The sequence below is a fragment of the Polaromonas glacialis genome, from assembly GCF_000709345.1.
Lineage (GTDB): Bacteria > Pseudomonadota > Gammaproteobacteria > Burkholderiales > Burkholderiaceae_C > Polaromonas > Polaromonas glacialis.
The window spans coordinates 1,857,987-1,881,509 of the sequence record NZ_KL448323.1 but is presented as its reverse complement, the minus strand read 5'-3'; the positions used below and the strand labels follow the sequence as shown (position 1 = coordinate 1,881,509).

The following is a 23,523-nucleotide window of genomic DNA, read 5'->3' as shown; positions in this document are numbered from 1 at the left end:
AGTAAGCGTGAACAGCAGTTTTTACTTAAAATCCAGGTCAATCGTCCGCGTGACATGCGCCGTTGGCGTATTTGCGCCGGATGAATGCCCTGCAGCGTCAGCCGCCCGGCTGGTCAATTTTCAGGCACTGCCCGGCAGGCCAATGGCGGCGCGGCTTTCGGGGCTTGTGAACATTGTTATCCACAGCTTCGCCCACAGAAAGTGCGGACAAGCCTGCGCGGCGTTGATGCCTGCCGTTTGTCATTGCGGGCTTGACCCGCAATCCATGGCGCCGCCATCAACGCAAGAATTGAAAACGGCTGGCGTTCATGATCGGTTTAACCATGCGCCGATGGATCCCGGGTCAAGCCCGGGATGACAGGCTTGGTTGTTGCGAAGGGCAGGCCGCCGCGAGGCGACAATTCGCCCATCATGAAAACCATTCTTCCCCTGCAACTCTTCATCGCCCCCGACCTCAACGACCCGCAACCGCTCGTCATCTACCACGGTCGCAAATGCCCCGACGGGTTTGGCTCGGCTCTGGCGGCGTGGCTTTTCTACGCGGGAAAAGCCGAATTCCTGCCGCTCGACCACGGCGACATCAAGTCGGTAGACGACCTGCCCGCGCTGCAAGGCCGAGCCGTGTACATCCTCGACTTCTCGTTTTCAGCCGACATCCTGCGCGGCATCGAGGAGCGCGCCGCCAAGCTCGTCATGCTTGACCACCACAAGAGCGCCGCTGAAAAGCTGACCGGCTTTGCCTGCCGCTGCGGCGTGGTGCATTTCGACATGGACAAGTCCGGCGCCCGGCTGGCCTGGGAGTTTTTCCATCCCGACAAGCCGGTGCCAGACCTGGTGCGCTTTATTGAAGACCGCGACATCTGGGTCTGGCAGTACCCCGAGAGCGCCGGCTTTCTGGCTGCGCTCGACATGGAGCCACTGAACTTTGCCCGCTGGGCCGAGATTGCCCGGTTCAGCCCCGCGCAAACCGCCGACTTCATGGCACGCGGCGTCGCCATGGACGAGAAATTCAGGAAACTCGTCACCGACATGCTTGATTCCGCCCAGCCCATCGTTTTCAACGGCCAGAGCGGCTTGATGGTCAACGTGCCCGGCGTGTTCCACAGCCTGCTGGGCAACCTGCTGTCCGAAAAAAGCGGCAGCTTCGCGCTGATGTGGCATGTGGGCAAAAGCGGCGGCGTCAAGGTCGGCCTTCGCTCGCAGCGCGGCTTTGACTGCATCGCGCTGGCCGAAAGCATGGGCGGCGGCGGCCACGCGCAGGCCTGCGGCTTCAAGATGGGCATCGAGCGCCTGCCCGAGTTGCTCGGCGGCGTGTTCAACGCAGCAGCCACGCCTTCAGCCGCGCAGGTAACTCCCGTCGCTCAAGCCGGCAGCGTCTCGCCCCAGTAATGAAAGGTGAAGGGGCGCGGGCCGGGCAGGTAGCGTGTGTGCAGATTGGCCACGCTGAAACCGGCGTCTAGCAGCAGCGCCGGAATGTCGCGCCCCAGGTGGCAGCCGCCGGCCACCTTTCCCCACAGCGGCTGCAAGCGCTCCTGCCAGCGCCGCACGCCTTCATCGGGCGCCCGGCCGTGCTCGCAAAACAGCAGCTGCCCGCCCGGCGCCAGCACGCGGCGCATTTCGCGCAGCGCCGCCAGCGGGTCGGGAATGGTACACAGCGTGTAGGTGACGAGCACCGTGTCAAAGCTGGCATCTAGCCGGGGAATCCGCTCGGCCGACAGGCCCACCAGTTCCACATCCAGCCCGGCGGCTTCGATGCGCTCGCGTGCCCGTGGATGCATTTGCAAAGCCGGGTCCAGTCCGGTGATGCGGCTCACGCGGCTTTTGTCGTACCACGGCATGTTCAGCCCGGTGCCAATGCCGACTTCCAGCACCCGGCCCCGCGCCAGCGGCACGATGAGCTGGCGCTGGCGGCCGACCATGGGCAGGCCGCAGGCAACGTCGAGCGCCAGGGGCAGGATGTGGCGGTCGTACCAGGAGGGGCTCATGTGCGGTTCCTTCGTTTAGGCGGCTTTCAACCGGCGCTTGGGTTTGGCTTTTTCGGCGGGCAGCAGTTTCTTGACGGCGTGTTCGAACGTGGCGACGCGCTTGTTGGTGATGCCGAAGATTTCAAAAAAATCAATCCAGAACGGCTTGCCCTGGCTGTCTTCATGCGCCGCGTCAGCCCAGGTGCGGCTGAAGGTGAGGGCGCGGGACTTGATTTCGTTCCAGGAAAGAGGCATGGCGGTGGCGGTTCTTGGGTGGGCTAGAGGCTTGACGAGTGTAGGTCTGGCGCATTGGCCAACCCCTGCCGTTTGGCCCGCAAGAAACAAAAAAGGCGCGACAGAAACCTGTCGCGCCTTGAAAAGCAACCCGCGCCGCCATCAACCGGCTGCCGTGCGGGCCACAACTCCTCGCTACCTTGTTCAATGGCCCGAATTGGCGCTCATCTTTTCGGTGGTGTAGAACACCTCTGGATTTTCGGCGCCGGTCACGTACAGGAAGCCGGCCAGGCCTTTTTCCAGCCGCGACAGCGCATGGTCCACCAGGATGTAGCGGCCGGGCACTTCGACCTTGAACTCGACCATCGACGCGCCGCCGGGCGGCACGCTGATGGTCTGCACGTTCTTATTGGGTGGCGAGGTCAGGTCGGCCATGTTGTAGACACGGTCGAACACTTCGCCGATCACATGAAAGCTTGATGTGGCGTTCGGCCCGCCGACGCCGAAGAAGATGCGAACGGTTTCACCGACTTTCGCTTCCATGCGGTGCGTCTTGGTCAGCGCGTCCATGGTGCCGTTGAACATCATGTGCTCGGGCTGCTCTTTCAGCAGCTTTTCAAGCGAGAACTCGTTTTCGCCGAGCGTGCCGTGCGGCTGGGCGGTGTACAGCTCGCCCTGCATCACGTAGAACTCTCGGTCCACCTTGGGCAAGCCGCCTTCGGGCTCGACCAGGATCATGCCGTACATGCCGTTGGAAATGTGCTGGGCCACCATCGGCGTGGCGCAGTGGTACACGAACAGGCCGGGGTTGATCGCCTTGAAGGTGAAGCTCTTGCTGGTGCCGGGCGCCGCCTGCGTCACTGCCGCGCCGCCGCCGGGGCCGGTGACCGCATGGAAGTCCACCGAATGGATCATCTTGCTGTCGGCGGCATTGGCCATGTTGACGGTCACGGTGTCGCCCTGGCGCACGCGGATGAACGGGCCGGGCACCTTGCTGTTGAAGGTCCAGTATTTGTAGGTGGTGCCGTCGGCGAGCTGGCCCAGCACTTCGGTGGTGTCCAGGTTCACGGTCACACTTTGCGGGCCACGGGCGCCGACGGGTTTTCCGACTTCCATCGGGTTGGCCGATATTTCAGCGCCCAGCGCCTTGGCCTTGGCCGCGCCGTCGCCGACCATGATCTGGCCGATCATACCGGCCTGCACATGACCGGGCAGGGTGCAGATGTACTTGAATTCGCCTTTCTTGTCGGCCTTGAACACGATGGTGGTGCTGGCGCCCTTGGAGTTGAGCTGGTTCGAGCTGGCCTTGAAATCGGGCACGCTGATGTCGTGCGTGGCGCCGTCGCCGTTGACCAGGTTGATCTGCACGATGGCGCCTTCGGCCACGGCCAGCTGCGGATTGACCTTGCCCTTGATGGCGCCGGCTTCGCCGATGAACACCAGCTTGCCGTCGGCAATGTCGGTGCGCAGGGTGAAGGTAACGTCGGGGATGGCCTTGACGCCTGTGTCGTGCTGGCCGTGCGGCGTGGCGGCAAAGGAGGACGACAGGCCGACGACGCCAATGACTGCAGCTGCGACTGCTTTACGAATAAAACCGGCTTTCATTTTTATGACCTTAAACATGTTGGAACTGCATGTCTGGCGTGGAATTCGCGCCAGGTTTTTTGCGGTCCACCGTGCTGTCGCCGGCTGGGCGAGGGAGGCGGTGGTTATCTGCGGCGGGTTCTTTGACCTGCTTGCAAATAATGTACATATTTAATGCATGTTTTAAATTGATGTAGATCAAGGTTTTTGGCGGGCCCGGAACTCGTATGAAGTCTGGACGCTTCCAGGACGGTTTCAGGCCGGATGCGGGAAGTCTGTCGCCGGTTCAGCCGTCTGCGGCGCATCCGGCTGGAGCCGGATCGGAATCGACATGAAGGACGCTTCAGGGCCGGTGCGCTTGCCGCTGGTTTTCATCAGGTAGTCGAGCGTGATGCCGTCGAGCACCGCCAGGTAGGCGGTCGTGGCGTCATTGAGCACATCCTTGAGCGAGCAGGCCGCGCTCATGATGCAGTGGCTTTTGCCCGGGTTGAAACACTCGGCCATGTAGAAGTCGGGTTCGGTGCTGCGCACCACCGCGCCAATGTTGATCTGGTCGGGTTCCTTGCCCAGCCGCAGCCCGCCCTTGCGGCCGCGCAACGATTCGACCACGCCCATGATGCCCAGCTGGTGCACGACCTTGGTCAGGTGGTTTTTGGCGATGTTGTGCGCGTCGGCAATGTCCTGGATGGTCACCAGCCGATCGCGGTTGGCGGCCAGGTACATCAGCGTGCGCAGGGCGTAATCGGTGTAGGTGGTCAGTCGCATGCGCGTGGGTTCTCGGGTGTGGGGCGGGTGGACGCATAGTGGCCTGCGTGGAAAACCGTGTCAATTCTATCGAGCGTGATGCTTTTCAGGGATGCCCCAAACAAAAAATGTATTTAATTGGTATCTTTTTAAAAGATACAGATAGAATACATGTTATTAAATTTGAAGTGTTTTCGAATTTTTCAACCCCGCAATCACCAAGGAAATTTGCCATGCACGCTACGCGCAAACTCTGGACCTGGCTTGCTGTCATCTGCGCGATGTCCTTTGCCGTACTGGGCTGGGTCGGAACCGAGATTTACCTGACAGCACCGCCAATTCCCAAACAAGTCATCAGCACCCAGGGAACCGTGCTTTTCTCCGAAGGCCAGGTCCAGCGCGGCCAGAAAGCCTGGCTGTCGGCCGGCGGCCAGCAGCTCGGCTCGGTCTGGGGCCACGGCAGCTACCTGGCGCCCGACTGGTCGGCCGACTGGCTACACCGTGAAGCGCTGGCCTTGCGCGGCGTCTGGGCGCAGCGCGATTTCGGCAAGACCTTCGAGACGCTGAGCGTCGGCCAGCAGGCCGAACTCAACGCCCGGCTCAAGGTCGAGATGCGCGGCAACACCTATGACGCCGCCACCGGCAACGTCACCCTGTCGCCCGAGCGCGCCGAGGCCGTGAAGCAGGTGGTGAAGCACTACACCGACCTGTTCGGCGATGCGCCGTCGCTCGACAAGCTGCGCGAGCAATATGCGATGAGTTCGGGCCTGCTGCCTGACGCCGAGGACCTGAAGGCGCTGCCCGCCTTCATTTTCTGGGCTTCCTGGTCGGCCGCCACGGACCGCCCCAACGAAACCGATTTGAGCTACACCAGCAACTGGCCGCATGAGCCGCTGGTGGACAACACGCCGACGGCCGGCGCGGGCATCTGGTCGATTGCCAGCATCATCTTCATGATCGCGGCGATTGCCGGCATGATTTTCTACCACTCGACGTCCAGGGAACCGGGCGATCCGAAGCCCGCCAAGACCGATCCGCTGTTCGACCTGAAGCCGACGCCGTCGATGAAGGCCACGCGCAAGTATTTCTATGTGGTGATCGGCCTGATCATGGCGCAGATCGGCATGGGCGTCATCACCGCCCACTATGCGGTCGAAGGCCAGAGCTTCTTCGGCTTCCCGCTGGGCGACATCCTGCCGTTCACCGTGAGCCGCACCATCCACACCCAGTTCGCCGTGCTGTGGATCGCCACTGCCTGGCTGGCCACGGGCCTGTACATCGCGCCGGCCATCTCGGGCCATGAGCCCAAGTACCAGAAGCTCGGCGTCGATGTGCTGTTTTATGCGCTGCTGTTCATCGTGGTCGGCTCGACCGTCACCGGCTGGATCGGCACTCTGCAGCACCTGGGCACGGACTTCAGCTTCTGGGTGGGCAACCAGGGCCTGGAATTTACCAGCATGGGCCGCGTCTGGCAAATCCTGCTGTTCATCGGCCTGCTGTTCTGGGTCACCTTGCTCGGCCGGGGCCTGCTGCCCGCGCTGAAAAAGCCGTCGGAAAGCCGTGGCCTGATCGCCATGGTGTTTTTGGCCGCGCTGTGCATCGGCGGCTTTTACGCCACGTCGCTGACCTGGGGCCAGACCACGCATTACTCGATGGTCGAGTACTGGCGCTGGTGGCTGGTCCACCTGTGGGTCGAAGGCTTCTTTGAAGTGTTCGCCACCGCCGTCATCGCGCTGCTGTTCACCCGCCTGGGCCTGATCCATGCGGCGACCGCCAACACCGCCATCGTGCTGGAAACCATCGTGTTCCTGTTCGGCGGCATCCTGGGCACGCTGCACCACCTGTATTTCACCGGCACGCCGACCTTCGTGATTGCGATTGGCGCAATGTTCTCGGCGCTCGAAGTGGTTCCGCTGGCGATGATTGGCGTCGAGGCCTATCGCAACTACCAGCGCTCCAAGTCGGCGCCCTGGGTGCAGGCCTACAAATGGCCCATCATGTGCTTCATCGCCGTGGGTTTCTGGAACGTCATCGGTGCCGGCCTGCTGGGCTTTAGCATCAACACGCCGATTGCGCTGTACTACATGCAGGGCCTGAACATGACGGCGGCCCACGGCCATGCCGCGCTGTTCGGTGTCTACGGCATGCTGGGCATCGGCCTGCTGCTGTTCTGCCTGCGCGGCCTGTCGCCACGCCATGCCTGGTCCGACAAGCTGCTGGCGCCCATGTTCTGGTGCCTCAACATCGGCCTGGCCATGATGGTGTTCATCTCGCTCGTGCCCGCCGGCATCTACCAGGCCTGGGCCAGCGTCACCCAGGGCATGTGGTACGCCCGTTCGGCCGAATTCGTGCATTCGCCGATCATGGAAACCCTGGTCTGGCTGCGCGTTCCGGGCGACATCGTGTTTGCCATCGGCACCGTGTTCCTGGCCTGGTTTGCGGTTCGGCTGCTGACCGGCGGCAAGAAGCAGCCGGCACTGGCCGCAGCCAGCCGCACGAAACAGGCTTGATTGATTGACCAGCCGCTGCCTGAAGAGGCTGGCCAGACCCGCCTCTTCAGCCCGCGCCTTCTCACCCCTTACGAATCCTCCAGGAGAATTTTCATGAGTCACAACTGCTCCCTTCCCGTGACAAGCGAAGGCGTCTACCCTTTTGACGCGCGCGGCGTTGCCAAGCGTTTCCGCCATGCGGCGATCTTTGGCGCGCTCGATTCGCTGCAGCCCGGCGAAACCATGCGCTTTTGCAATGACCACGACCCCTTGCCGCTGCTGTCGCAGATTAACGCGCGCTTCGGCCCCAGTGTGGCCATCGCCTACGTCCAGCGCGAGCCGGGCGAGATCGTGATTGATTTCAAGGTCATCGGCTGACCGGACGCCTGCATTTGCAGCGCTTCTAGAATGGCGGCTTTGCCATGCCGCCAGCAGGGTGCCAGGACGCGGGTTGAAGACCGGCGGACCTGGCACTGTTGTTTGCGCTCCTTTTCAGACTGAACCCACCGGACCCGCCCGTGAACTACCTCGCTATCAAGCACATCCACATCACCTTTGCCGTCCTGAGCGGCAGCTTTTTCCTGCTGCGCGGCCTGTGGATGCTGCTGGACTCGCCGATGCTGCAGCGGCGCTGGGTGAAGATCGTGCCGCACGTCGTCGATACGCTGCTACTGACCAGTGCCCTGGTGCTGGTGTTCTGGAGCGGCCAGTACCCGTTCGTGCAAAGCTGGCTGACGGCCAAGGTGCTGGCGCTGGTGGCCTACATCGTGCTGGGCACCATCGCCCTCAAGCGCGGCAAGACCAAGGGCATTCGGACGTTTGCGCTGCTGGCGGCGCTGGCCACCTTTGCCTACATCGTGGCGGTCGCGCTGACGCGGCAGGCGGACGTGGTGTTCAGGTCTGTGGGGCTGGGCGGTTGATTTATTGACTAAAAATGGCTTTTCCGCAATACCTGCATCAATAGTTTGCTATTGAATAAATAGTGTAAACGCGGCATTTCAAGGCCCTGCCAGCAGCATCTGGACCAGCGGATGCAACACTTTCCTGTGCGCGGCGATGGCAAAGAAATGCTCTGCCACGCCTTCGCAGGCCCCGACGCGCTCCACGCCGTAGCGGCTGGTCACTTCGTCATGCACCAGCTCAGCGGCCGGAAAAACGCCCATGCCGCTGCCGCCAAAGGTCTTGAGCAGCGCGCTGTCCTCGAACTCGCCCACGATGTGCGGCCGGATGCCCAGCCGTTCAAACCACTGGTCGAGCGCGGTGCGCACGGCGGCATGGCCAGTCGGCAGCAGCACCGGCACACTGGCCAGCGAGCGCGGAAAGTCCTGCCGCGCCGCCGCCTGCCAGGCCGGCGGCGCATACCAGACCAGCGGGGACGAGCCCAGCGAATGGCTGTACACCTTGAGGTTGGGGTTGGCGGGCGCCGGCCGGTCGGCCAGCACCACGTCGAGCCGGTGCAGCGCCAGGTCGCCGAGCAGGTCGTCGAAGGTGTCTTCGTGGCACAGCAGCCGCAGGCCCGGCGTCTGCATGACCGGCTGCATCAACTGCCTGACCGCCAGCTTGGGCAGCGCATCGGACACGCCCAGCGTCAGCCGCACGGCCGGCGAGCCGGTGGCCTCGCGCAGCGCCGCAGGCAACTGCTCGCCCAGCTGAAAGATCTGTTCGGCCTGGCGCATGGCGGCCAGGCCGGCTTCGGTCAGCGCCAGGCCGCGTCCGGCGGGCTTGAGAAGTGAATGGCCCAGCGACCGCTCCAGCTCGCGCACCTGCGTGCTCACGGTCTGCACCGCCATGCCCAGGCGCTCTGCCGCGCGCACCATGCCGCCTTCCTTTGCGACCACCCAGAAATAGTAGAGATGCCGGTAGCTGAAAAGAGTGCTCATCGTCAGGTTTTTTAGAAGGTCGATTCAATAATTATCTGCTTTTAAGGAACCACGCCTGCCTCTATTCTTGCCTTCATCTTCAACCCCACCCCTGGAGCATTGCAATGCAAGTCATTTTTGAATCCCGCGACACCGAAGGCCGCCAATTCCAGGCGCTGGCCGAGCAGCGCGTGCGTTTCGTGCTGCGCCGCCTGAGCTGGCTGGTGCCACAGGCGAGCATCCGGCTGTCGGATGTCAACGGTCCGCGCGGCGGCATTGACAAGCGCTGTCAGGTCGAGTTCACCACCCAGGGCAGCGGCCGCATCGTCAGCACCGCGATGGCCGCCGACTGGCGCGCGGCGCTTGAAGGCGCGCTGGCCCGGGCGGCGCGGCGCATCGTTCGCAGCGTGCGTCGCAGCCAGATGCGCGAGCGCATGCAGCTGCGCCAGCGGCCGTTCGCCGCCGACCTCTGAAATTCTCCACCCCTTCACCGACACCCCAAGGAGCACCCCATGCGCAGCTATCCCCGCAACAGCCCGCAGGCCGCGACCCGAATCCTGGCCCTGGCGATGCTGGCCGACGGCCACCAGTGCGCGTCGGAGCTGGCTCTACTTGAACGGCTCGAAGTGCATGCGCAACTTGGCCTGAGCCGCGTCGAACTGCACGCCGTGGTGCATACCTTTTGCGAGGACCTGCTGGCCATGTCATCGGGCATGTGCTGGGCCGACCTGTCACAGGTCCGGCCCGCCCCGCTGCGCCAGGTGCTGGGCGAGGTGGACGACCCCGAGCTTCAGGGCAAAGTGCTGGAACTGTGCATCTCCCTGGTGGCGGCTGACCGGCACCTGGCCCAAGGCGAGTCGGTGGTGCTGGCCGCCGCGCTGCTGCAGTGGCGCTTGCCCCTGCAGGCACCGCCAGCCGCTGCCAGCGCACCTAAAGATCGAAAAATAGGCACGGCATGGCACCGCGCCGCCTAGAGCGGTTTCACCCCGACCGGGGAAAATCGCCGTCATTCCGCAGGCGGCGATGACGGCTTGGCTTGAACTTTGCGCGCCAGACATGGCGACGTTTGCAGGTCAGGGTGACACCGCTCTCAGCCCTGTCCCAGGACGCCATCAAACCAGGCTGGCCGCTTCCTTGGCGCGCAGCTTGGCGCCGATGTATTCGCCGTGGGTGACGTGCAGCAGTCCGGCGATCTTGCTGATCAGGTGGTTTTCGTTCGCATGCAGGTGGTCGTCGGCATAGGCGACCTGCCACATCTGCTCGACGATCAGGATTTTTTCCGGATGGCTGAAGCGGTCGTTGATGCGCGTGGTGAACTGGTGGTAGTCCGAGGCATGGCGCGCGGCCTGCTCGGCCAGTTCGACCAGCCGCGCCAGTTCGTCGTCCTGCAGCGCAAACTTCTCACGCAGGGTCGCCAGCACCGCCAGGCGTTCTTCAGCATGGCTGGCCGGGTCGGCGCGCATCACTTCGACCAGCAGCACCGCCGTGGCCAGCTTGAGCGCATGGCCCTGCGCCTCGGGGCTTTCCCCGGCCGGTGCGGTGAACGTATCAAACAAGTCCTTGAGGGTTCTGAGCATGGGTTTTCCAGAAAAATGGAGTGCTGCATCAACGCGATGCGGCAATAACGGTGCGACTCCATGAGCTTGGGACGAGTTTCTGCGGTTCAATAGCCGCGTGTAACCTCGTTGTTGCAAGCCACGTAAACAAAAAAACGCATCAGGACACGCTTGTAGCCACGAGGTAAATACCGGGTAAATGTCTGATTTCCTTACGCCCTGTTAACAAATGCAAGACAACAATGGCGACACTGGATCACACAGAGCCTTAGAAAAGCAGCGATTCAGGGGCAGTAGGGGTGACGGGGTTGACGGCAAGCGGAAATTTTTTTCCGCATCCGCCGCCTGCCATCCGAACTGCCGGCCAGTCCATCCATATTGGAGATCCCCATGAAATCGAAATTCTTCACCGCTTCCCTGTTGGCCACCGCCGTGTTTGCCGGACTGGGCATGAGCCCGGCCATGGCCCAGACCAGCACCCCGCGCATTGACCAGGCGCAGCAAGCCATCAGCACGCGCATCCAGCAGGGCATGGCGTCGGGCCACATCACGCCTTCCGAAGCGCAAATGCTGATCCGCCGCGAGCGCGACATCCAGATGCGCGAAGCCCAGTACAAGTCCAACGGCACGGCCACGCCGCAGGAGCGCCAGCAGCTGCGCAATGACCTGAGCGCGCTGAACGCCGACGTTGAACGCATGATGGCGAACAACAATGTGGTGCGCCCGCCCGTCAATGCCGCCAACACCCCCGGCATTGACAACCTCGAATACCAGGTAAGCCGGCGCATCGACGAAGGCGTGCGTTCGGGCCGCATCACCCAGCGCGAAGCGCGCAGGCTGGAGCGCCGGGAGCGCGAAATTGCACGCCATGAGGCCTTCTTCAAGTCCGACGGCGTGGTGACGCTGCAGGAACGCCGCCAGCTGCGCGATGAACTCGACACTTTACGCAACGACGTGGAACGCATGATCAACGACGACCGCCGGGGTCGCGGCTAAACCGCCACGGGCGCGCTGACATGGCGCGCCACCTGAGCGGGTTGGTGTCAAGCCAGGCAGTTTGGTCCAGTAGGGCCGTGCTGTCTGGCTTTTTTCGTGATTACTCACGCTTTCGATTTGATCGCTACTTTTTTTCTTTGGCTTTGGGTTTGCTTCTTCTGCGGTTTGAGGGGTGAGCGCCTGCCCGGCGGGGGGTGACTTTCTTTTCTGGCAAAAAAGGTGACTGTTCAGCCCTCCTGAATTGCAGCCCAAGGGGTTTATGTCAAACTTGAAGCCGTGCAAGAACCAGACGCTACTGCCGACCTGACGCTCCAGGCCATGAACGAGAAAGCCCAAGCGCTGCAAGGGCAAGTGCAGGCGCTCACGAGCGAAGTCGAAAGACTGCGTTTGCGCATCAAGGAGCTCGAAGGCCAGGCATCGAAGAACAGCAAGAACTCGAGCAAGCCGCCATCTTCGGACGGCTTGAAAAAGACGACCTCGCTGCGCGTGGCCTCGGGCAGGAAGCCGGGCGGTCAGGCCGGGCACGCGGGCAAGACGTTGGAGCAAACAGACAGGCCAGACATCGTCATCCGGCATGCGCTGCCCGAGCGCTGCGATGCCTGCCAGGCGACGCTGTCCAATAGTGATGCGCAAGTTCACCGGCGCGGCCAGGTGTTTGACATCCCGGCCGTGCGTTTTGAGGTGGTGGAGTTCCAGACGCTGCAACTGCGCTGCCCGTGCGGCAAGCTCCACGAGAACGAGTTTGCGCCCGAAGTGTGTGAAGTCGCGCAATACGGCCCGAACGTGCGGGCGCTGGCGGTGCACCTGACGCAGGGCCAGTTGCTGCCTTTCGCGCGGGCGGGCGAACTCATCAAGGACCTGTATGGACTGGACATCTCGCCGGCCACGCTGGTGCAGTGGGTGCACGAGGCCGCGCAGGCGCTGGTGCCCACGGTGCAGGCCATCGTGCAAAGCGTGCAGGCCGCAGCGGTGGTGCATGTCGATGAATCGGGCCTGCGCGTAGCGTCTTGCCTGCAGTGGCTGCATACGGCCGCCACGGCCACCCACACTTGGTACGGCGTGCATCCCAAGCGGGGCATGCAAGCAATAGCCGACCATGGGGTGCTGCCCAACTACGCGGGCACGCTGGTGCACGACTGCTGGGCGCCCTACTGGAGCCTGGAGTGCGCGCACTCGCTGTGCGGCGCACACTTACTGCGCGAGCTGATTTATCAAAAAGAGACCACTGCGCAAGCGTGGCCCCAGGGCCTTATCGAGTTGTTGCTGGCCGCTGACCAAGCCTGCAAGGCGGCGCGTCAGACCGATACGGCACTACAGGCTGTGCAGGTCGAGGTCTTTGCCAGCCAATACCGCGCCTTGGTGCAGGAAGGCCAGGCGCAAAACCTGCCAGCGGCCAAGGCGCTAGGACAACGTGGCCGGGCCAAGCAGTCAGGTGCCTTCAACCTGCTGCGCCGGCTGTTGGAGCGAGAGCAGGAGGTACTGCGCTTCATGCGCGATTTGGGTGTGCCCTTTACCAACAACCTGGCCGAGCGCGCCATTCGCATGCCAAAGGTCAAGCAGAGAATTTCAGGCTGCTTTCGTACCTTGCCGGGCGCGCAGAATTTCTGCACCATCCGCTCCTATCTGGACACCGCGCGCAAGCAAGGCTTTGGCATGCTTCACGCCATGCGCGCCGTCTTCTCGGGACAGGCCCTGGCGCTCGCGTAGACTGAACAGTCACCAAAAAAGAAAGTTACCAAAGAAAGTTGCCTTGGGAGCGGGAGCGGGTTGGAGCTGAACGCTCCGACGGGCCATCGCTTCGCTGGGCCCTGGGTTCTCTGATCTGCGGCCGGTGGCCGATGGCTGTGACTGGCTGGTGCTACCGCTCGTTCGCCAACAGCTTCACGCTCTGCCTGATCTGACTGGCTTGCGCTACCGCTCGTTCGCCAACAGGTTCACGCTCTGCTTGATTGTTCAGCAGCTAACCGTGATTTTTCCCTGTGTTTCTCCTTCCCCCGTTGGGGGAAGGCCGGGATGGGGGCCTGCCCGAATCGGGCTGCGGCCCCATCCCATTGGCAGTGGGGCAAGCGGCCATGTGGCCCGGCAAGGAGCCCGTCTGACATTGTCACCGCTGGCCCCCATCCCAACCTTCCCCCAGCGGGGGAAGGAGCAAGGCGGGCGGCATTGCCCGCCAGGGCAACACCGCGTTAGATCAAGCAGAGCGTGAAGCTTTGGCGAACGCAGGGTAGAACCAGCCAGCCTTTGACAACGCCACCAGCTCTCAGATCCAGGTGCCCAGGGCCCAGCGCAGCGATGGCCCGTCGGAGCGCTCAGCTCCAACCCGCTCCCGCTCCCCGGGCAACTTTCTTTGGTGGGGCGGATTCAAATCGCAAGTGCAACACTACGAATCCGGAGGAGTTGCATGACAAGAACCTATCAACAATTGAATGCTGAAGAGCGCGGCGTGGTGATGGCCATGAAGCTGCAGTTCTGCAGCATGCGCTCGATTGCCAGTGCACTGGGCAGAGCGCCGAGCACGATCTCGCGCGAGCTGCGCCGCAATGAGTGGCAAAGCGAAGCCGGGCAATGCGTCATGGGTCGCCCCCGCATCGCTGGCGGCTATGACGCAAAGCGCGCCGGCAAGCGGGCCAGACGGGTGCGCCGCGAAGCCTGGCCGTCGCGCAAACTCCACCACACTGGTCTCCTGTGGGCCGAGGTCAGGGCGCTGCTGGAACTGAAGTGCTCGCCCGAGCAGATCGCTGCCAAACTCAGGCAGCGCCATCCCGGGCAACGTCAGTTGCAGGCCTGTCATGAAACCATCTACACCGCGATCCACGCCGCCATCTACGCCATGCCCGGGGGAGAGCTGCGCCGTGAGCTGGTCGGGCTGCTGCGCCAGGGCCGCTGTGCACGCAGGCGCCGCAGCCGGGGCACTGACAGGCGCGGCTCGCTGCAGGGCACGTTGAGCATTCATGCGCGCCCGGCCCAGGCCAACGAGCGTTTGCTGCCCGGCCACTGGGAGGGCGACCTGATCGTGGGCAAGGCCAACGCGTCGTCTGTCGGCACGCTGGTGTGCAGGAAGTCGCTGTTCACCATGATGGTCAAACTGGGCAGCAGCAAGGCTGCAGACGTGCTCGACGGCTTCACCAGGGCGTTCTGTGCGCTGCCGCAGGAGTTGCGCCAGACGCTGACGTACGACCAGGGCAAGGAGATGGCGCTGCACAAAAGCCTGGCCGACAACACCGGGATGACAATCTACTTTTGCGACCCCCACAGCCCCTGGCAACGGGGCCTCAACGAGAACACCAACGGGTTGCTGCGCCAGTACCTGCCCAAGGGCACGGACCTGGGCGTGTACTCCCAGCGAGAGCTCGATGAGATGGCCTGGGAGCTCAATACGCGCCCCCGAAAGAGCCTCGGCTGGCGCAGCGCTGCAGAGGTGTTCTACGACGATGCCAGCATGGCAAAAGCCGGCCTTATCCCTACTGTTGCACTTGGTCTTTGAATCCGCCGTGACTTTCTTTTTTGCCAGAAAAGAAAGTTACCCCCCGCCGGGAAGGCGCTCACCCCTCAAACCACAGAAGAAGCAAACCCAAAGCCCCAGAACAAAAAAACGCAGCGATCAAATAAAAAAATAACAGTTATTTAGAATGATAAAAAAGGCTCTTGCGCTTGCTGTACATGCCTAGGCAGCTATACAAATAGTAGCGATCAAGGCTTGAGCAAGCCTGCCACAAGCCCCGGCTTCAACGCAGATTGGCCTGCACCCAGCGCACAATGTCCGCCGCGCCCATGGCGCCCGGCTGCCGGGCAATCTCGCGGCCATCTTTGAACAGCGCCAGCGTCGGAATGCTGCGGATATTGAAGCGTGCGCCCAGAGCGGGGACGGCTTCGGTATCAACCTTCACCAGCCGCACCCGCGGCTCCAACTGCGCCGCCGCCTGCTCGTAGGCCGGCGCCATCTGCCGGCACGGGCCGCACCACGGCGCCCAGAAATCGACCAGCACCGGAATCTGGTTGCGGCTGATGTGCTTGTCAAAACCTGCTTCGTCCAGCGCCACGGAATGCGCGGTGAACAGCGCCTGCTTGCAACTGCCGCAGGTCGGCGCGCTGCCCAGCTGGTCGGTGCGAACCCGGTTGGTGGTGTGGCAATCCGGGCAAACGATGTGAAGTGAGTCGGTCATTCCTCAAAGCTTGGGGCCTGGCGACGGCATTTCAAGCGCTTGGCATGACACGGTGTTGTGATGCACCGACGAAGGGGATGACGCCCTTGCCTATATCCCTTTGGGCCGATTGGACGAAAATACGTTTTTGATACGCAAGGAGTGACTGGTTTTGAGATTTTTCAACGTGCGCCGCAGCGCAAGCGTCGGACTGGTGATGCTTGCAGGCCTCTCGGGCTTGCTGGGCGGTTGCGCCAGCCAGGTGAAATCATTCGCGTCCCAGGAAGACTTCAGTTCCACCGTGACCTATTCCCGGCTGTTCGATGCCTCAGCCGCGCAAACCTGCGAGGCGTCCAGGCGGGCCTTGCTGAGCCAGGGCTACATCATCAGTTCGGCCCGGGAAGACATGGTCGAGGGCCGCAAAAGCTTTCAGCCTGAACCTGAAGCGCACCTGCAGATGGAAATTCGCGTCGTCTGCGCGCCCGACAGTCCCGACGGCAAGGTCAGCCTGGGTTTCGTCACCGCGCTGCAGGACGTGTATGCGCTGAAGAAAAGCAACAACTCGGCCAGCCTGGGCGTGGGCGCGCTCGGTTCGGTCTCGCTGCCCTTCAGCTCCAGCAACGATGCCATGGTCAAGGTCGGCAGCAAGACCATTTCGTCCGACGCCTTTTATGAGCGCTTTTTTGACCTGGTCAAGCGTTACCTGGTGGTGGAAGACACCAGCAACTGATCGTCAAGCCGCCGTGGTCAGGCCGGCATCGGCTTCGCGCCAGCTGCCCTGCGTCAGGCCATCGAGCGAATAAGGTCCGACGGCGGCGCGGATCAGGCGCAGCGTCGGAAACCCGACCGCTGCCGTCATGCGCCGCACCTGGCGGTTGCGCCCTTCACGGATGCTTAGCTCAATCCAGCTGGTGGGAATGGACTGCCGGATGCGAACCGGCGGGTCGCGACGCCACAGGTCGGGCGGCGTGTCGATCAGGCTGGCGCGCGCGGGCAGGGTGGGGCCGTCGTTCAGCGCAACGCCCCGGCGCAGGCTTTCCAGCGCTGCCTCGCCGGGCACGCCTTCCACTTGGACCCAGTAGGTCTTTTCCATCTTGAAGCGCGGGTCGGCGATGCGCGCCTGCAGCCTGCCGTCGCTGGTCAGCAGCAGCAGGCCCTCGCTGTCGGCATCGAGCCGGCCGGCGACATACACCCCCGGCAGGTCGATGAAATCCTTCAGCCCGCGCCAGCGCCCCTCCGGCGTGAACTGGCTGAGCACGCCATAGGGCTTGTTGAAGACGATCAATTCTGCCGGCCGGGCCATGCCTGGCATGCGCAAGCTCATCGGCAGCCCAGCTGGTCGGCCAGCGCCAGGAAGTCCCGGGCGTGCCGGGTGTTGGCCGGGCAGGGCGACACGTCCTTGGGATTTTCGGCGCCAAACTCGGCCGGGCGCTCGATGTAGGCTGTCTGCAGGCCGCAGGCGCGCGCGGCGGCCAAGTCGTCCTGATGCGCCGCCACCAGCATCACCTCTTCCGGCGCCACGTCAAATACCCGGGCCACGCCCAGGTAGGCGGCCGGGTCGGGCTTGTAGGCCCGGAACACCTCGGCCGACAAGATGCAGTCCCACGGCAGGCCGCCGCGCTTGGCCATGTCGGCCAGCAGGCCGATGTTGCCGTTGGACAGCGTGCAGAGGGTGTAGCGCGACTTCAGGCGCGTGAGCCCCCGCACCACGTCGGGCCACGGGTCCAGCCGGTGCCAGGCCTTGTTCAGGTGCCGCAACTCCGCCTCGCTCAAATCCTGCAGGCCGAACTGCGCCAGCAGCGCGTCCAGGATCAGGCGGTGCAGGTCGTCGATCAGGGTCCAGCCGAGTTCCCCGGACATCACCCGGCGCATGGCCGGCTGGTAGCCGGCGCGCCAGGCGAGCGCGAAGGCGTTGCCGTCCACCGCCGGCCGCAGCGCCTGCACCTCGCGGGCAATGCCGCTGTGCCAGTCCACCACGGTGCCGAAGACGTCGAAGGCCAGAACCTGGGGGGCGGGGGAGGTCGGTGTGTTCATGGCGCCATTATCGGCAGCCTGCGCCTGATGGCAGGCATCACGGCTGCCTGTTTTTAAGGCATGCCCCGCAAAGCCACGGCTGGCGCGGCTTTCGGGACTTGTCCAGTGACTTGTCCACAGGGCCATTCACAGTTGGCGGGCATAACCTCGGCAGTCATTGATTGAAGGACACCAGCAGCAAAATCAGCAGCAGCACGGCCAGCACGGCAAAGGTGATCTTCACCCAGCTGTAGGGCTGCTCGCCTGCGATGGCGCCGGTGTAGCCGTTGGCCACGACCTGGAAGCTGCGCGCGCCGTAGGTGTAGCTGACCAGCCAGACCGGCACCAGGATGTGCTTGAAGGTGCGGCCCTGGTAGCGGGCATCGACCTGCAGGTTGCGCAAGGTGTCGCCCGGCACCTCGCGGCCGCACAGCACCTGCATCTGTTGCTGCATCGCTTCCTGGTTGAGCTTTTCGGCCTTGCCCAGGTCGATCTGGTAGCGCTCGACTGTCCAGCCGCGCACAAACTCGGGCGAATAGGGCTTGAGGTCGGTCTGCGTCGGAAAGGGCTCGATCTGCCGCAGCAGCGCCGGATGCACGCCGGCAGTGCCGGGCACCAGCTGGTCGTCAAAAAAGTGCGCCAGGCTGCCCGCCGCCGGCACCCAGCGCACATGGCGCACCTGGCGCGTTTGCAGGTTGCCTTTGCCGTCCCGGTGGCTTTCGGTCTCGTAGTAATAGTGGCCGGCGTCGGCGCGCCAGCGGGCGCTGGCCTGCGCATCAAACGTCCAGTAGGGCAAGTACACGCCGCTCAGCGTGTCGGTCAGCGCGGCCGACTTGAGCTTGTTGGGCGCGAACCAGCGCGAGCCGTACCATTGGCGCAGGCGGGCGCGCATCTGCGCCTCGCTGACCTTGAAGGGCAGCAGGCTTTGCGGCGTGATGGCGTCGTTCAGCGTTGCGTGCTCGATGATGGCGGGCGAGCCGCAAAAGTCGCAGCGCCTGGCGACCTTGCCATCGACGAACACCGAGATGGCGTGGCAGCTCTGGCACTGAACCTCGCGCTTTTCCAGCCCTGTCGCGCCGCCCCAGCCGCGCCCGCTGGCCGGGTTGTCCAGGGCTTGCTGCAGGTCCTGCTCGACGACGCTGGCGCCGGGTTCGGGCTCCTTGCCCGGCGCCCACGGCACCACCGTGCCGCAATAGGGACAGGCGAGGGCCTGCCGGGCGGCATTCCACTGCAGGTCGGCGCCGCATTCAGGGCAGGGGTGTTTGCCCACGGATGCGGCCTGGAAGATTTCCGCCATGTTGGTTGTTTTTTTCGGTGTCAGCGTTGTCGGGCCAGCCGCCGTGAATGCGGCCGTGCAGGAATGAAGCGGCTCGGGCGTCAGCCGCGCAAAAATTCTTCCAGCGCGCTTTTGGCAATGCGCCAGGCGCTGCCGATCTTGCGCGCCTTCAGGTCGCCGGCGGAGATGGACACCATCACGTCTTCCACCGACACGCCGAGCAACTGCGCCGCCTGCTCGGGCGTCAGCACGTCCAGCCCGGCGGCTGCGGTGGCCGGCGGCGTGCTGGCGGCGGGCGCTGCCGCTGCCGTGGCGCCGCCCTGCAAGCCGCGCACCATTTCCTGCGCCATGCCAAAGCCCATGGCCATTTGCGCGGGCATCGTGGCAGCCGCGCCGGCTTCGCCGCCCTGGCCCAGGGCCAGGCCCATCTGGTACTTCACATAGTCGTTCAGGTTGCCGATCACGCCCATGCTGGAGCGCTTGTCGATGGCCTGCTCGACCTCTGGCGGCACCGACACGTTTTCCAGCACGAAGCTGGTGATTTCCAGTCCGTACTTCTCGCGCATGGCCGGGTTGACCAGCGGCAGCAGTGCATCGCCCAGTTCGCCGTAGCGCTACGCCACGTCCAGCGCCGGCACGCCCGCGCGCGCCAGCGCTTCGGTGAACACGCTGACGATGCGCGAGCGCATGGTGTCGGCAAACTCGTCCAGCCGGAAGTTCTGGTCGGTGCCGGCCACTTCGCGCAGGAACTTCGCCGCCTCGACGATGCGAAAGTCATACGTGCCGAAGGCCCGCAGCCGCACCACGCCGAAATCCTTGTCGCGCATCATCACCGGGTTGGCCGTGCCCCACTTGTTGCCGGTGAACAGGCGCGTGTTCAGGTAATAGATGTCGCACTTGAACGGCGACTGGAAGCCGTATTTCCAGCCCAGGATGGTGGACAGGATGGGAACGTTTTCCGTTGTCAAGGTGTGCTTGCCCGGATTGAACAGGTCGGCGTACTGGCCGGCGGCGACGAACTGCACCTGCTGCGATTCGCGCACGATGAGCTGCGCGCCGTTCTTGATCTCCTTGTCATCGTCCGGCCAGCGGTAGGACAGCGTGTCGCGCGAGTCATCGGTCCATTCGATGACCTCGATCAGCTGGTTCTTGATCAGGTTGAGCAGGCTCATGGGGCGTCCTTGTGTGTCGGGTTGCAGGCGAAATGGAACAGGTCGGGCCGGCGGCGTAAATCCACACCAGGCCCGATGAGAAATCCGCCGGGCGTTTGCCGCCCGGCGCGCGCGGTTTTATTATGACCAGACAGCCCCGTGCCTGGAGGATTCATTGCCCTCGATGGCATCCGGGCCATCCCTTTTTGAAATACCCGAGCTTGAAAGACCTCCCATGACCCCTGAACAGCAAGAAGCCCTTTTATCCATCGCCCTGTTTGCCGCCTTTGCCGACGGCAACAAGGCCGACGCCGAACGCGAGGAAATCCGCCGCATCGCCGAGTCGCTGTCCAGCGAAACGAACGCGCCCAACCTGCCGCGCCTGTACCAGGACGTGCTGCTCAAGCGCATCAAACTCGATGCGGCGGTGCAAAAGCTGGTTGATGCCAGCCACCGCCAGCTGGCCTATGAAATGGCGGTCTGCGTCTGCGATGCCGACGGCCAGCAGACCGATGCGGAGCGAACCTTCCTGGTCGACCTGCGGCAGCAACTGGCCCTTAGCCCGGCCCAGACCCGGGCATTTGACGCGCAGGCGGCGGCACTGGCTGAAATCGACCTGCCCGACACCGCGCTTCCCGTGCCTTCGCCGGCGATTGCCGCGCTCCCGTCCAGCGTCAATGATGCGGAACTGGACCGCTCCATCCTGAACCATGCGCTGGTCAACGGCGCGCTCGAATTGCTGCCGCAGTCGTGGGCGTCGATGGCCATCATTCCGCTGCAGGTCAAGATGGTCTACGGCATCGGCAAGGCGCATGGCGTCACGCTCGACCAGGGGCATGTGAAGGAATTCATCGCGGCGGCGGGCGTCGGCCTGACCTCGCAGTACTTGGAGCAGTTCGGCCGCAAGCTGCTGGGCGGCCTGCTCGGCAAGCTGGCCGGCAAAACCATCGGCAAGGTCGGCGGCGCCGGCACCGGCATGGCGTTTTCGTTTGCCACCACCTATGCGCTGGGGCAGCTGGCCAAGCGCTACTACGCCGGCGGCCGGGTCATGAACACGGCGCTGCTGCGCGAAACCTACCAGGGGCTGCTGGAGCCGGCCAAGAAACTGCAGACCGAGTACCTGCCGCAGATCCAGCAAAAAGCCGCCACGCTCGATGCCGGCCAGGTCATGGCGATGGTGCGCGGCCGCTAAGGGAAGCGGAAATTCCCTATGTACCCATGTCTTGCCGGGCTTGACCCGGCATCCATGAATTCGGGGCCATGGATTGCCCCGGATCAAGCCCGGGGCAGGCTCGTCAAGCCCGCAATGACAGCCATTTGAAACCGGCACTTTTGCAATTTCCGTATCCCTGTCGGCCGTCTACGCCTCGGTCAGCACGGCGCTCAGCCGAGAGTGAAACAGGCGGATCTTGTAGGCCAGGTGGTGGCTGACCGTTCCCCGGTAACCGCGCGAAATGGCGCGGACGGCGCACTTGGACAGCCATTCCCGCCAGTTTTGCGTTTCCAGGCGGTCAAACCGGTCGCAATCGGCGCAGAAGGTTTCGAATTGCGCGTATTCGCAGCCCATCGACGCGGCCGTGGTCTTGAGCGCGCTGACTTCGGTAAAAAACTCCCTGTCGAATCCGCGTTTGTTGTCAAGCACCTGTTCGGCCCGGCCCAGGTAGGTCTGCGCCATTCGGGCCGACAACAGAAAGCCGTAATCGTTCATCGAGATGGTGGCGATCCGGTGCGTGCCTTCCACGATGAAAAAGGCGATGTCGTCCAGGGGTTCAAGGGTTTGCGGTTGCATGGCGAAAGTCTCCGTACCCTGCCAAGATAGGCTCGCTGCCAGGCGCCGGCTATGCAGCGGCTGCTACAACTTGCGTAGGAGAATCCACCTTTGCATCGACCGACAGCATTACAACGTCCGGGTCCACACCAGCAGCAGGTTGTTGGCCGGCATTGCATGCCGGGCCGCCAGCTGCAGTCCGGCCTTCGCCGCTTCGCGTTCCACGTCTTCGCGGCGGCGCAGTCCCCAGCCGGCATCCTGCGCGCGCAGGCTCTGGTCGAACGCCAGGTTGCCTTCAGACGTGGGAACGCCGTCCTCCAGGTAGGGGCCGTAGGTGATCAGCGCGCCGCCAGCCGCCAGGTGCCGCGCGCTGCCCTGCATCAGGGCGGCGCAGGTGGCCCACGGCGCAATGTGCAGCATGTTGGCGCAGACGATGGCGTCAAACCGCGCCTCGTCAGGCAGCCAGCGCGGCGCCATCACATCGAGCTGCAAGGGCAGCAGGACATTCGCCAGGCCGTTCTGCGCCACCCGCGCGGCAATGCTGTCCAGCGCGGCGGGCTGCACGTCGGTGGGTTGCCAGGTCCAGCGCGGCAGGCCGGCAGCAAACCAGGCGACATGCTGGCCGGTACCCGAGGCGATTTCCAGCGCATTGCCAGCGTCGGGCAATACATGGCGAAGCACTGTCAGGATGGGTTGCTTGTTGCGGTCGGCGGCGGGGCTGAAGTCGGGTGGAAGCATGGTCAAGAGATTTGAAACTTGGTTTTAAGGATAAAAAGTGGCGCTTGCGCTTGATGGACGTGCGCAAGCAGCTATTAAAAACAGAGTATTCCTGTTCAGGCCGGCAGAAACAGCGCAGGGTCCACCATGGCCCGGTTCAGCATCACGCCCCAGTGCAGGTGCGGCCCGGTCGCGCGGCCGGTGGCGCCCACCGCGCCCAGGCGTTCGCCGGTTTTCAGCACATCGCCCGTGGCCACGCCGATGTCGCTCAGGTGGCAATACATGCTCAGCAGACCGCCGCCATGGTCCAGCCACACCGTGTTGCCATTGAAAAAATAGTCGCCGGTGTCAATGACCCGGCCGGGCAGCGGCGCCACGATGGCCGTGCCCGTGCTGGCCGCGATGTCCATGCCGCTGTGCGGATTGCGCGCCTGGCCGTTGAACACGCGCCGCAGGCCGAACGAGCTGGAGCGCCGCCCCGGCACCGGCACGCGCATGCGCAAGGCCTTGGCCTGCGGCAAGGGTTCGCTGAAGGTCGCCATCACCGTTGCCTGGTGCGCGCGCTCGCGTTCGTACCGGGCCTCGTTCTCAGGCGACAGGTCCACCGTGCCCGGGGCGACCTTCAGGCGCTGCTCGGTGTAGCGCTTGGGCGCCACGGTGTAGCCGACCTGGCGCGGGCCGCTGTCCTCGGTAGTTTTTACCGTGATGCTCGCCCGGCCGGGCGAGGCGGACAAGGGAATGCCCACCAGCGCCGTCCATTCGATCACATCGCCCAGCACCAAGAGCGGCACCTCGCCCGCATGCGCCACCGGACGCGCCGCCGCCGGACCCAGCGACAGCCGCGCCACGCCGCCAGGAACCTGCAAGGCGTTCGGCCAGACATCGGGCGCCGGCGGCGTGGCGGCTGCCGCAAGCTGCGATGCGGGCAATGCCAGCAGGCCGACGGTGCCCAGCAGGGCGGCGCGGCGGTTCAGCAGGGGTTGGATAAGGGTGGAGTGGTCAGTGGGCATGGGCGTAGGGAGTGAAGAAA

Annotated in this window: 24 protein-coding genes and 1 pseudogene; 11 read left to right on the top strand and 14 right to left on the bottom strand. The window is 63.8% G+C overall.

Translation table 11 applies throughout. The features are described 5' to 3' along the window. Positions 1–411 precede the first annotated feature (411 nt). Positions 412–1,389: a DHH family phosphoesterase gene (locus EC86_RS0109320; protein ID WP_051676142.1), complete on the top strand. Its 978-nt coding sequence runs from the start codon at positions 412–414 to the stop codon at positions 1,387–1,389. On the opposite strand, the gene EC86_RS0109315 is transcribed toward EC86_RS0109320, so the two are convergent. The 4 genes from EC86_RS0109315 to EC86_RS0109295 form a co-directional block, all read right to left on the bottom strand. Continuing rightward, the gene (locus tag EC86_RS0109315) at positions 1,362–1,985 is read right to left on the bottom strand and encodes a class I SAM-dependent methyltransferase (RefSeq protein ID WP_029525378.1); all 624 of its coding nucleotides are present in this window, start codon (positions 1,983–1,985) and stop codon (positions 1,362–1,364) included. The two genes, EC86_RS0109320 and EC86_RS0109315, sit on opposite strands and share 28 nt — an antisense overlap. A 15-nt stretch (positions 1,986–2,000) precedes the next feature. Continuing rightward, positions 2,001–2,219 carry a hypothetical protein gene (locus EC86_RS0109310; RefSeq protein ID WP_029525377.1) on the bottom strand — a complete coding sequence of 73 codons (219 nt, stop codon included), beginning with the start codon at positions 2,217–2,219 and terminating at the stop codon, positions 2,001–2,003. Positions 2,220–2,402: 183 nt separating this feature from the next. Then, positions 2,403–3,803 carry a copper-containing nitrite reductase gene (gene nirK, locus EC86_RS0109305; RefSeq protein ID WP_029525376.1) on the bottom strand — a complete coding sequence of 467 codons (1,401 nt, stop codon included), beginning with the start codon at positions 3,801–3,803 and terminating at the stop codon, positions 2,403–2,405. Positions 3,804–4,037: 234 nt separating this feature from the next. Then, complete coding sequence (locus EC86_RS0109295; protein WP_029525375.1) at positions 4,038–4,547, bottom strand: RrF2 family transcriptional regulator; 510 nt, start codon at positions 4,545–4,547, stop codon at positions 4,038–4,040. Positions 4,548–4,759: 212 nt separating this feature from the next. Here EC86_RS0109295 and EC86_RS0109290 point away from each other — a divergent pair, with 212 nt between their 5' ends. The 3 genes from EC86_RS0109290 to EC86_RS0109280 all read left to right on the top strand — a co-directional run bounded on the left by EC86_RS0109290 (position 4,760) and on the right by EC86_RS0109280 (position 7,935). Beyond that, positions 4,760–7,036 (top strand): nitric-oxide reductase large subunit, encoded by a 2,277-nt coding sequence (locus EC86_RS0109290; RefSeq protein ID WP_029525374.1) that lies wholly within the window; start codon positions 4,760–4,762, stop codon positions 7,034–7,036. A gap of 93 nt (positions 7,037–7,129) precedes the next feature. Continuing rightward, positions 7,130–7,393, top strand: coding sequence for a DUF2249 domain-containing protein (locus EC86_RS0109285; protein ID WP_029525373.1), 264 nt, complete (start codon positions 7,130–7,132; stop codon positions 7,391–7,393). Between the two features lie 140 nt (positions 7,394–7,533). Then, entirely contained in the window at positions 7,534–7,935 is a 402-nt protein-coding gene (locus tag EC86_RS0109280) for a SirB2 family protein (protein WP_029525372.1), read from the top strand. 78 nt (positions 7,936–8,013) lie between these two features. Here the strand turns inward: EC86_RS0109280 and EC86_RS0109275 are convergent, their stop codons facing one another. Continuing rightward, complete coding sequence (locus EC86_RS0109275) at positions 8,014–8,895, bottom strand: LysR family transcriptional regulator (RefSeq protein WP_029525371.1); 882 nt, start codon at positions 8,893–8,895, stop codon at positions 8,014–8,016. Between the two features lie 104 nt (positions 8,896–8,999). Between EC86_RS0109275 and EC86_RS0109270 the strand changes: the two genes are divergently transcribed. Together EC86_RS0109270 and EC86_RS0109265 are read left to right on the top strand one after the other, a co-directional pair. Continuing rightward, complete coding sequence (locus EC86_RS0109270) at positions 9,000–9,347, top strand: hypothetical protein (protein ID WP_029525370.1); 348 nt, start codon at positions 9,000–9,002, stop codon at positions 9,345–9,347. A 39-nt stretch (positions 9,348–9,386) separates the two neighbouring features. Further along, on the top strand, positions 9,387–9,848 hold the full coding sequence (locus EC86_RS0109265; RefSeq protein ID WP_036772024.1) for a hypothetical protein: 462 nt from the start codon (positions 9,387–9,389) through the stop codon (positions 9,846–9,848). A gap of 138 nt (positions 9,849–9,986) precedes the next feature. Here EC86_RS0109265 and EC86_RS0109260 read toward each other — a convergent pair whose 3' ends face one another. Further along, positions 9,987–10,451 (bottom strand): tellurite resistance TerB family protein, encoded by a 465-nt coding sequence (locus EC86_RS0109260; RefSeq protein ID WP_029525368.1) that lies wholly within the window; start codon positions 10,449–10,451, stop codon positions 9,987–9,989. A 369-nt stretch (positions 10,452–10,820) separates the two neighbouring features. On the opposite strand from EC86_RS0109260, the gene EC86_RS0109255 reads away from it, so the two are divergent. The 3 genes from EC86_RS0109255 to EC86_RS0109245 all read left to right on the top strand — a co-directional run bounded on the left by EC86_RS0109255 (position 10,821) and on the right by EC86_RS0109245 (position 14,910). Further along, positions 10,821–11,426: a hypothetical protein gene (locus EC86_RS0109255; protein ID WP_029525367.1), complete on the top strand. Its 606-nt coding sequence runs from the start codon at positions 10,821–10,823 to the stop codon at positions 11,424–11,426. Positions 11,427–11,702: 276 nt separating this feature from the next. Next, the gene (tnpC, locus tag EC86_RS0109250) at positions 11,703–13,133 is read left to right on the top strand and encodes an IS66 family transposase (RefSeq protein WP_232229797.1); all 1,431 of its coding nucleotides are present in this window, start codon (positions 11,703–11,705) and stop codon (positions 13,131–13,133) included. Positions 13,134–13,827: 694 nt separating this feature from the next. After that, positions 13,828–14,910 carry an IS30 family transposase gene (locus EC86_RS0109245; RefSeq protein ID WP_029524521.1) on the top strand — a complete coding sequence of 361 codons (1,083 nt, stop codon included), beginning with the start codon at positions 13,828–13,830 and terminating at the stop codon, positions 14,908–14,910. Positions 14,911–15,151: 241 nt separating this feature from the next. Here the strand turns inward: EC86_RS0109245 and trxC are convergent, their stop codons facing one another. After that, positions 15,152–15,589 (bottom strand): thioredoxin TrxC, encoded by a 438-nt coding sequence (gene trxC, locus EC86_RS0109240; protein WP_029525366.1) that lies wholly within the window; start codon positions 15,587–15,589, stop codon positions 15,152–15,154. Between the two features lie 196 nt (positions 15,590–15,785). Here trxC and EC86_RS0109235 point away from each other — a divergent pair, with 196 nt between their 5' ends. Then, positions 15,786–16,298, top strand: a complete 513-nt coding sequence (locus EC86_RS0109235) for a DUF2242 domain-containing protein (RefSeq protein WP_156955397.1) — start codon at positions 15,786–15,788, stop codon at positions 16,296–16,298. 3 nt (positions 16,299–16,301) lie between these two features. Here EC86_RS0109235 and EC86_RS0109230 read toward each other — a convergent pair whose 3' ends face one another. The 4 genes and pseudogenes from EC86_RS0109230 to EC86_RS29875 all read right to left on the bottom strand — a co-directional run bounded on the left by EC86_RS0109230 (position 16,302) and on the right by EC86_RS29875 (position 20,029). Beyond that, entirely contained in the window at positions 16,302–16,892 is a 591-nt protein-coding gene (locus tag EC86_RS0109230) for an rRNA large subunit pseudouridine synthase E (protein WP_051675801.1), read from the bottom strand. After that, positions 16,889–17,602, bottom strand: a complete 714-nt coding sequence (locus tag EC86_RS0109225; protein WP_029525363.1) for a haloacid dehalogenase type II — start codon at positions 17,600–17,602, stop codon at positions 16,889–16,891. The genes EC86_RS0109230 and EC86_RS0109225 overlap by 4 nt, the downstream gene beginning before the upstream one ends. Positions 17,603–17,756: 154 nt before the next feature. Continuing rightward, on the bottom strand, positions 17,757–18,878 hold the full coding sequence (locus tag EC86_RS0109220; RefSeq protein ID WP_029525362.1) for a TFIIB-type zinc ribbon-containing protein: 1,122 nt from the start codon (positions 18,876–18,878) through the stop codon (positions 17,757–17,759). An 80-nt stretch (positions 18,879–18,958) separates the two neighbouring features. After that, positions 18,959–20,029 (bottom strand): annotated as a pseudogene (locus tag EC86_RS29875) (SPFH domain-containing protein). Positions 20,030–20,243: 214 nt separating this feature from the next. Between EC86_RS29875 and EC86_RS0109210 the strand changes: the two are divergent. After that, positions 20,244–21,200: a YcjF family protein gene (locus EC86_RS0109210; protein ID WP_029525361.1), complete on the top strand. Its 957-nt coding sequence runs from the start codon at positions 20,244–20,246 to the stop codon at positions 21,198–21,200. A 168-nt stretch (positions 21,201–21,368) separates the two neighbouring features. Here EC86_RS0109210 and EC86_RS0109205 read toward each other — a convergent pair whose 3' ends face one another. The 3 genes from EC86_RS0109205 to EC86_RS0109195 all read right to left on the bottom strand — a co-directional run bounded on the left by EC86_RS0109205 (position 21,369) and on the right by EC86_RS0109195 (position 23,503). Further along, positions 21,369–21,797 carry a hypothetical protein gene (locus EC86_RS0109205; RefSeq protein ID WP_029525360.1) on the bottom strand — a complete coding sequence of 143 codons (429 nt, stop codon included), beginning with the start codon at positions 21,795–21,797 and terminating at the stop codon, positions 21,369–21,371. Between the two features lie 108 nt (positions 21,798–21,905). Beyond that, positions 21,906–22,514 carry a DUF938 domain-containing protein gene (locus tag EC86_RS0109200; RefSeq protein WP_029525359.1) on the bottom strand — a complete coding sequence of 203 codons (609 nt, stop codon included), beginning with the start codon at positions 22,512–22,514 and terminating at the stop codon, positions 21,906–21,908. Positions 22,515–22,609: 95 nt separating this feature from the next. After that, positions 22,610–23,503: a M23 family metallopeptidase gene (locus EC86_RS0109195; RefSeq protein ID WP_029525358.1), complete on the bottom strand. Its 894-nt coding sequence runs from the start codon at positions 23,501–23,503 to the stop codon at positions 22,610–22,612. Positions 23,504–23,523: the final 20 nt, after the last annotated feature.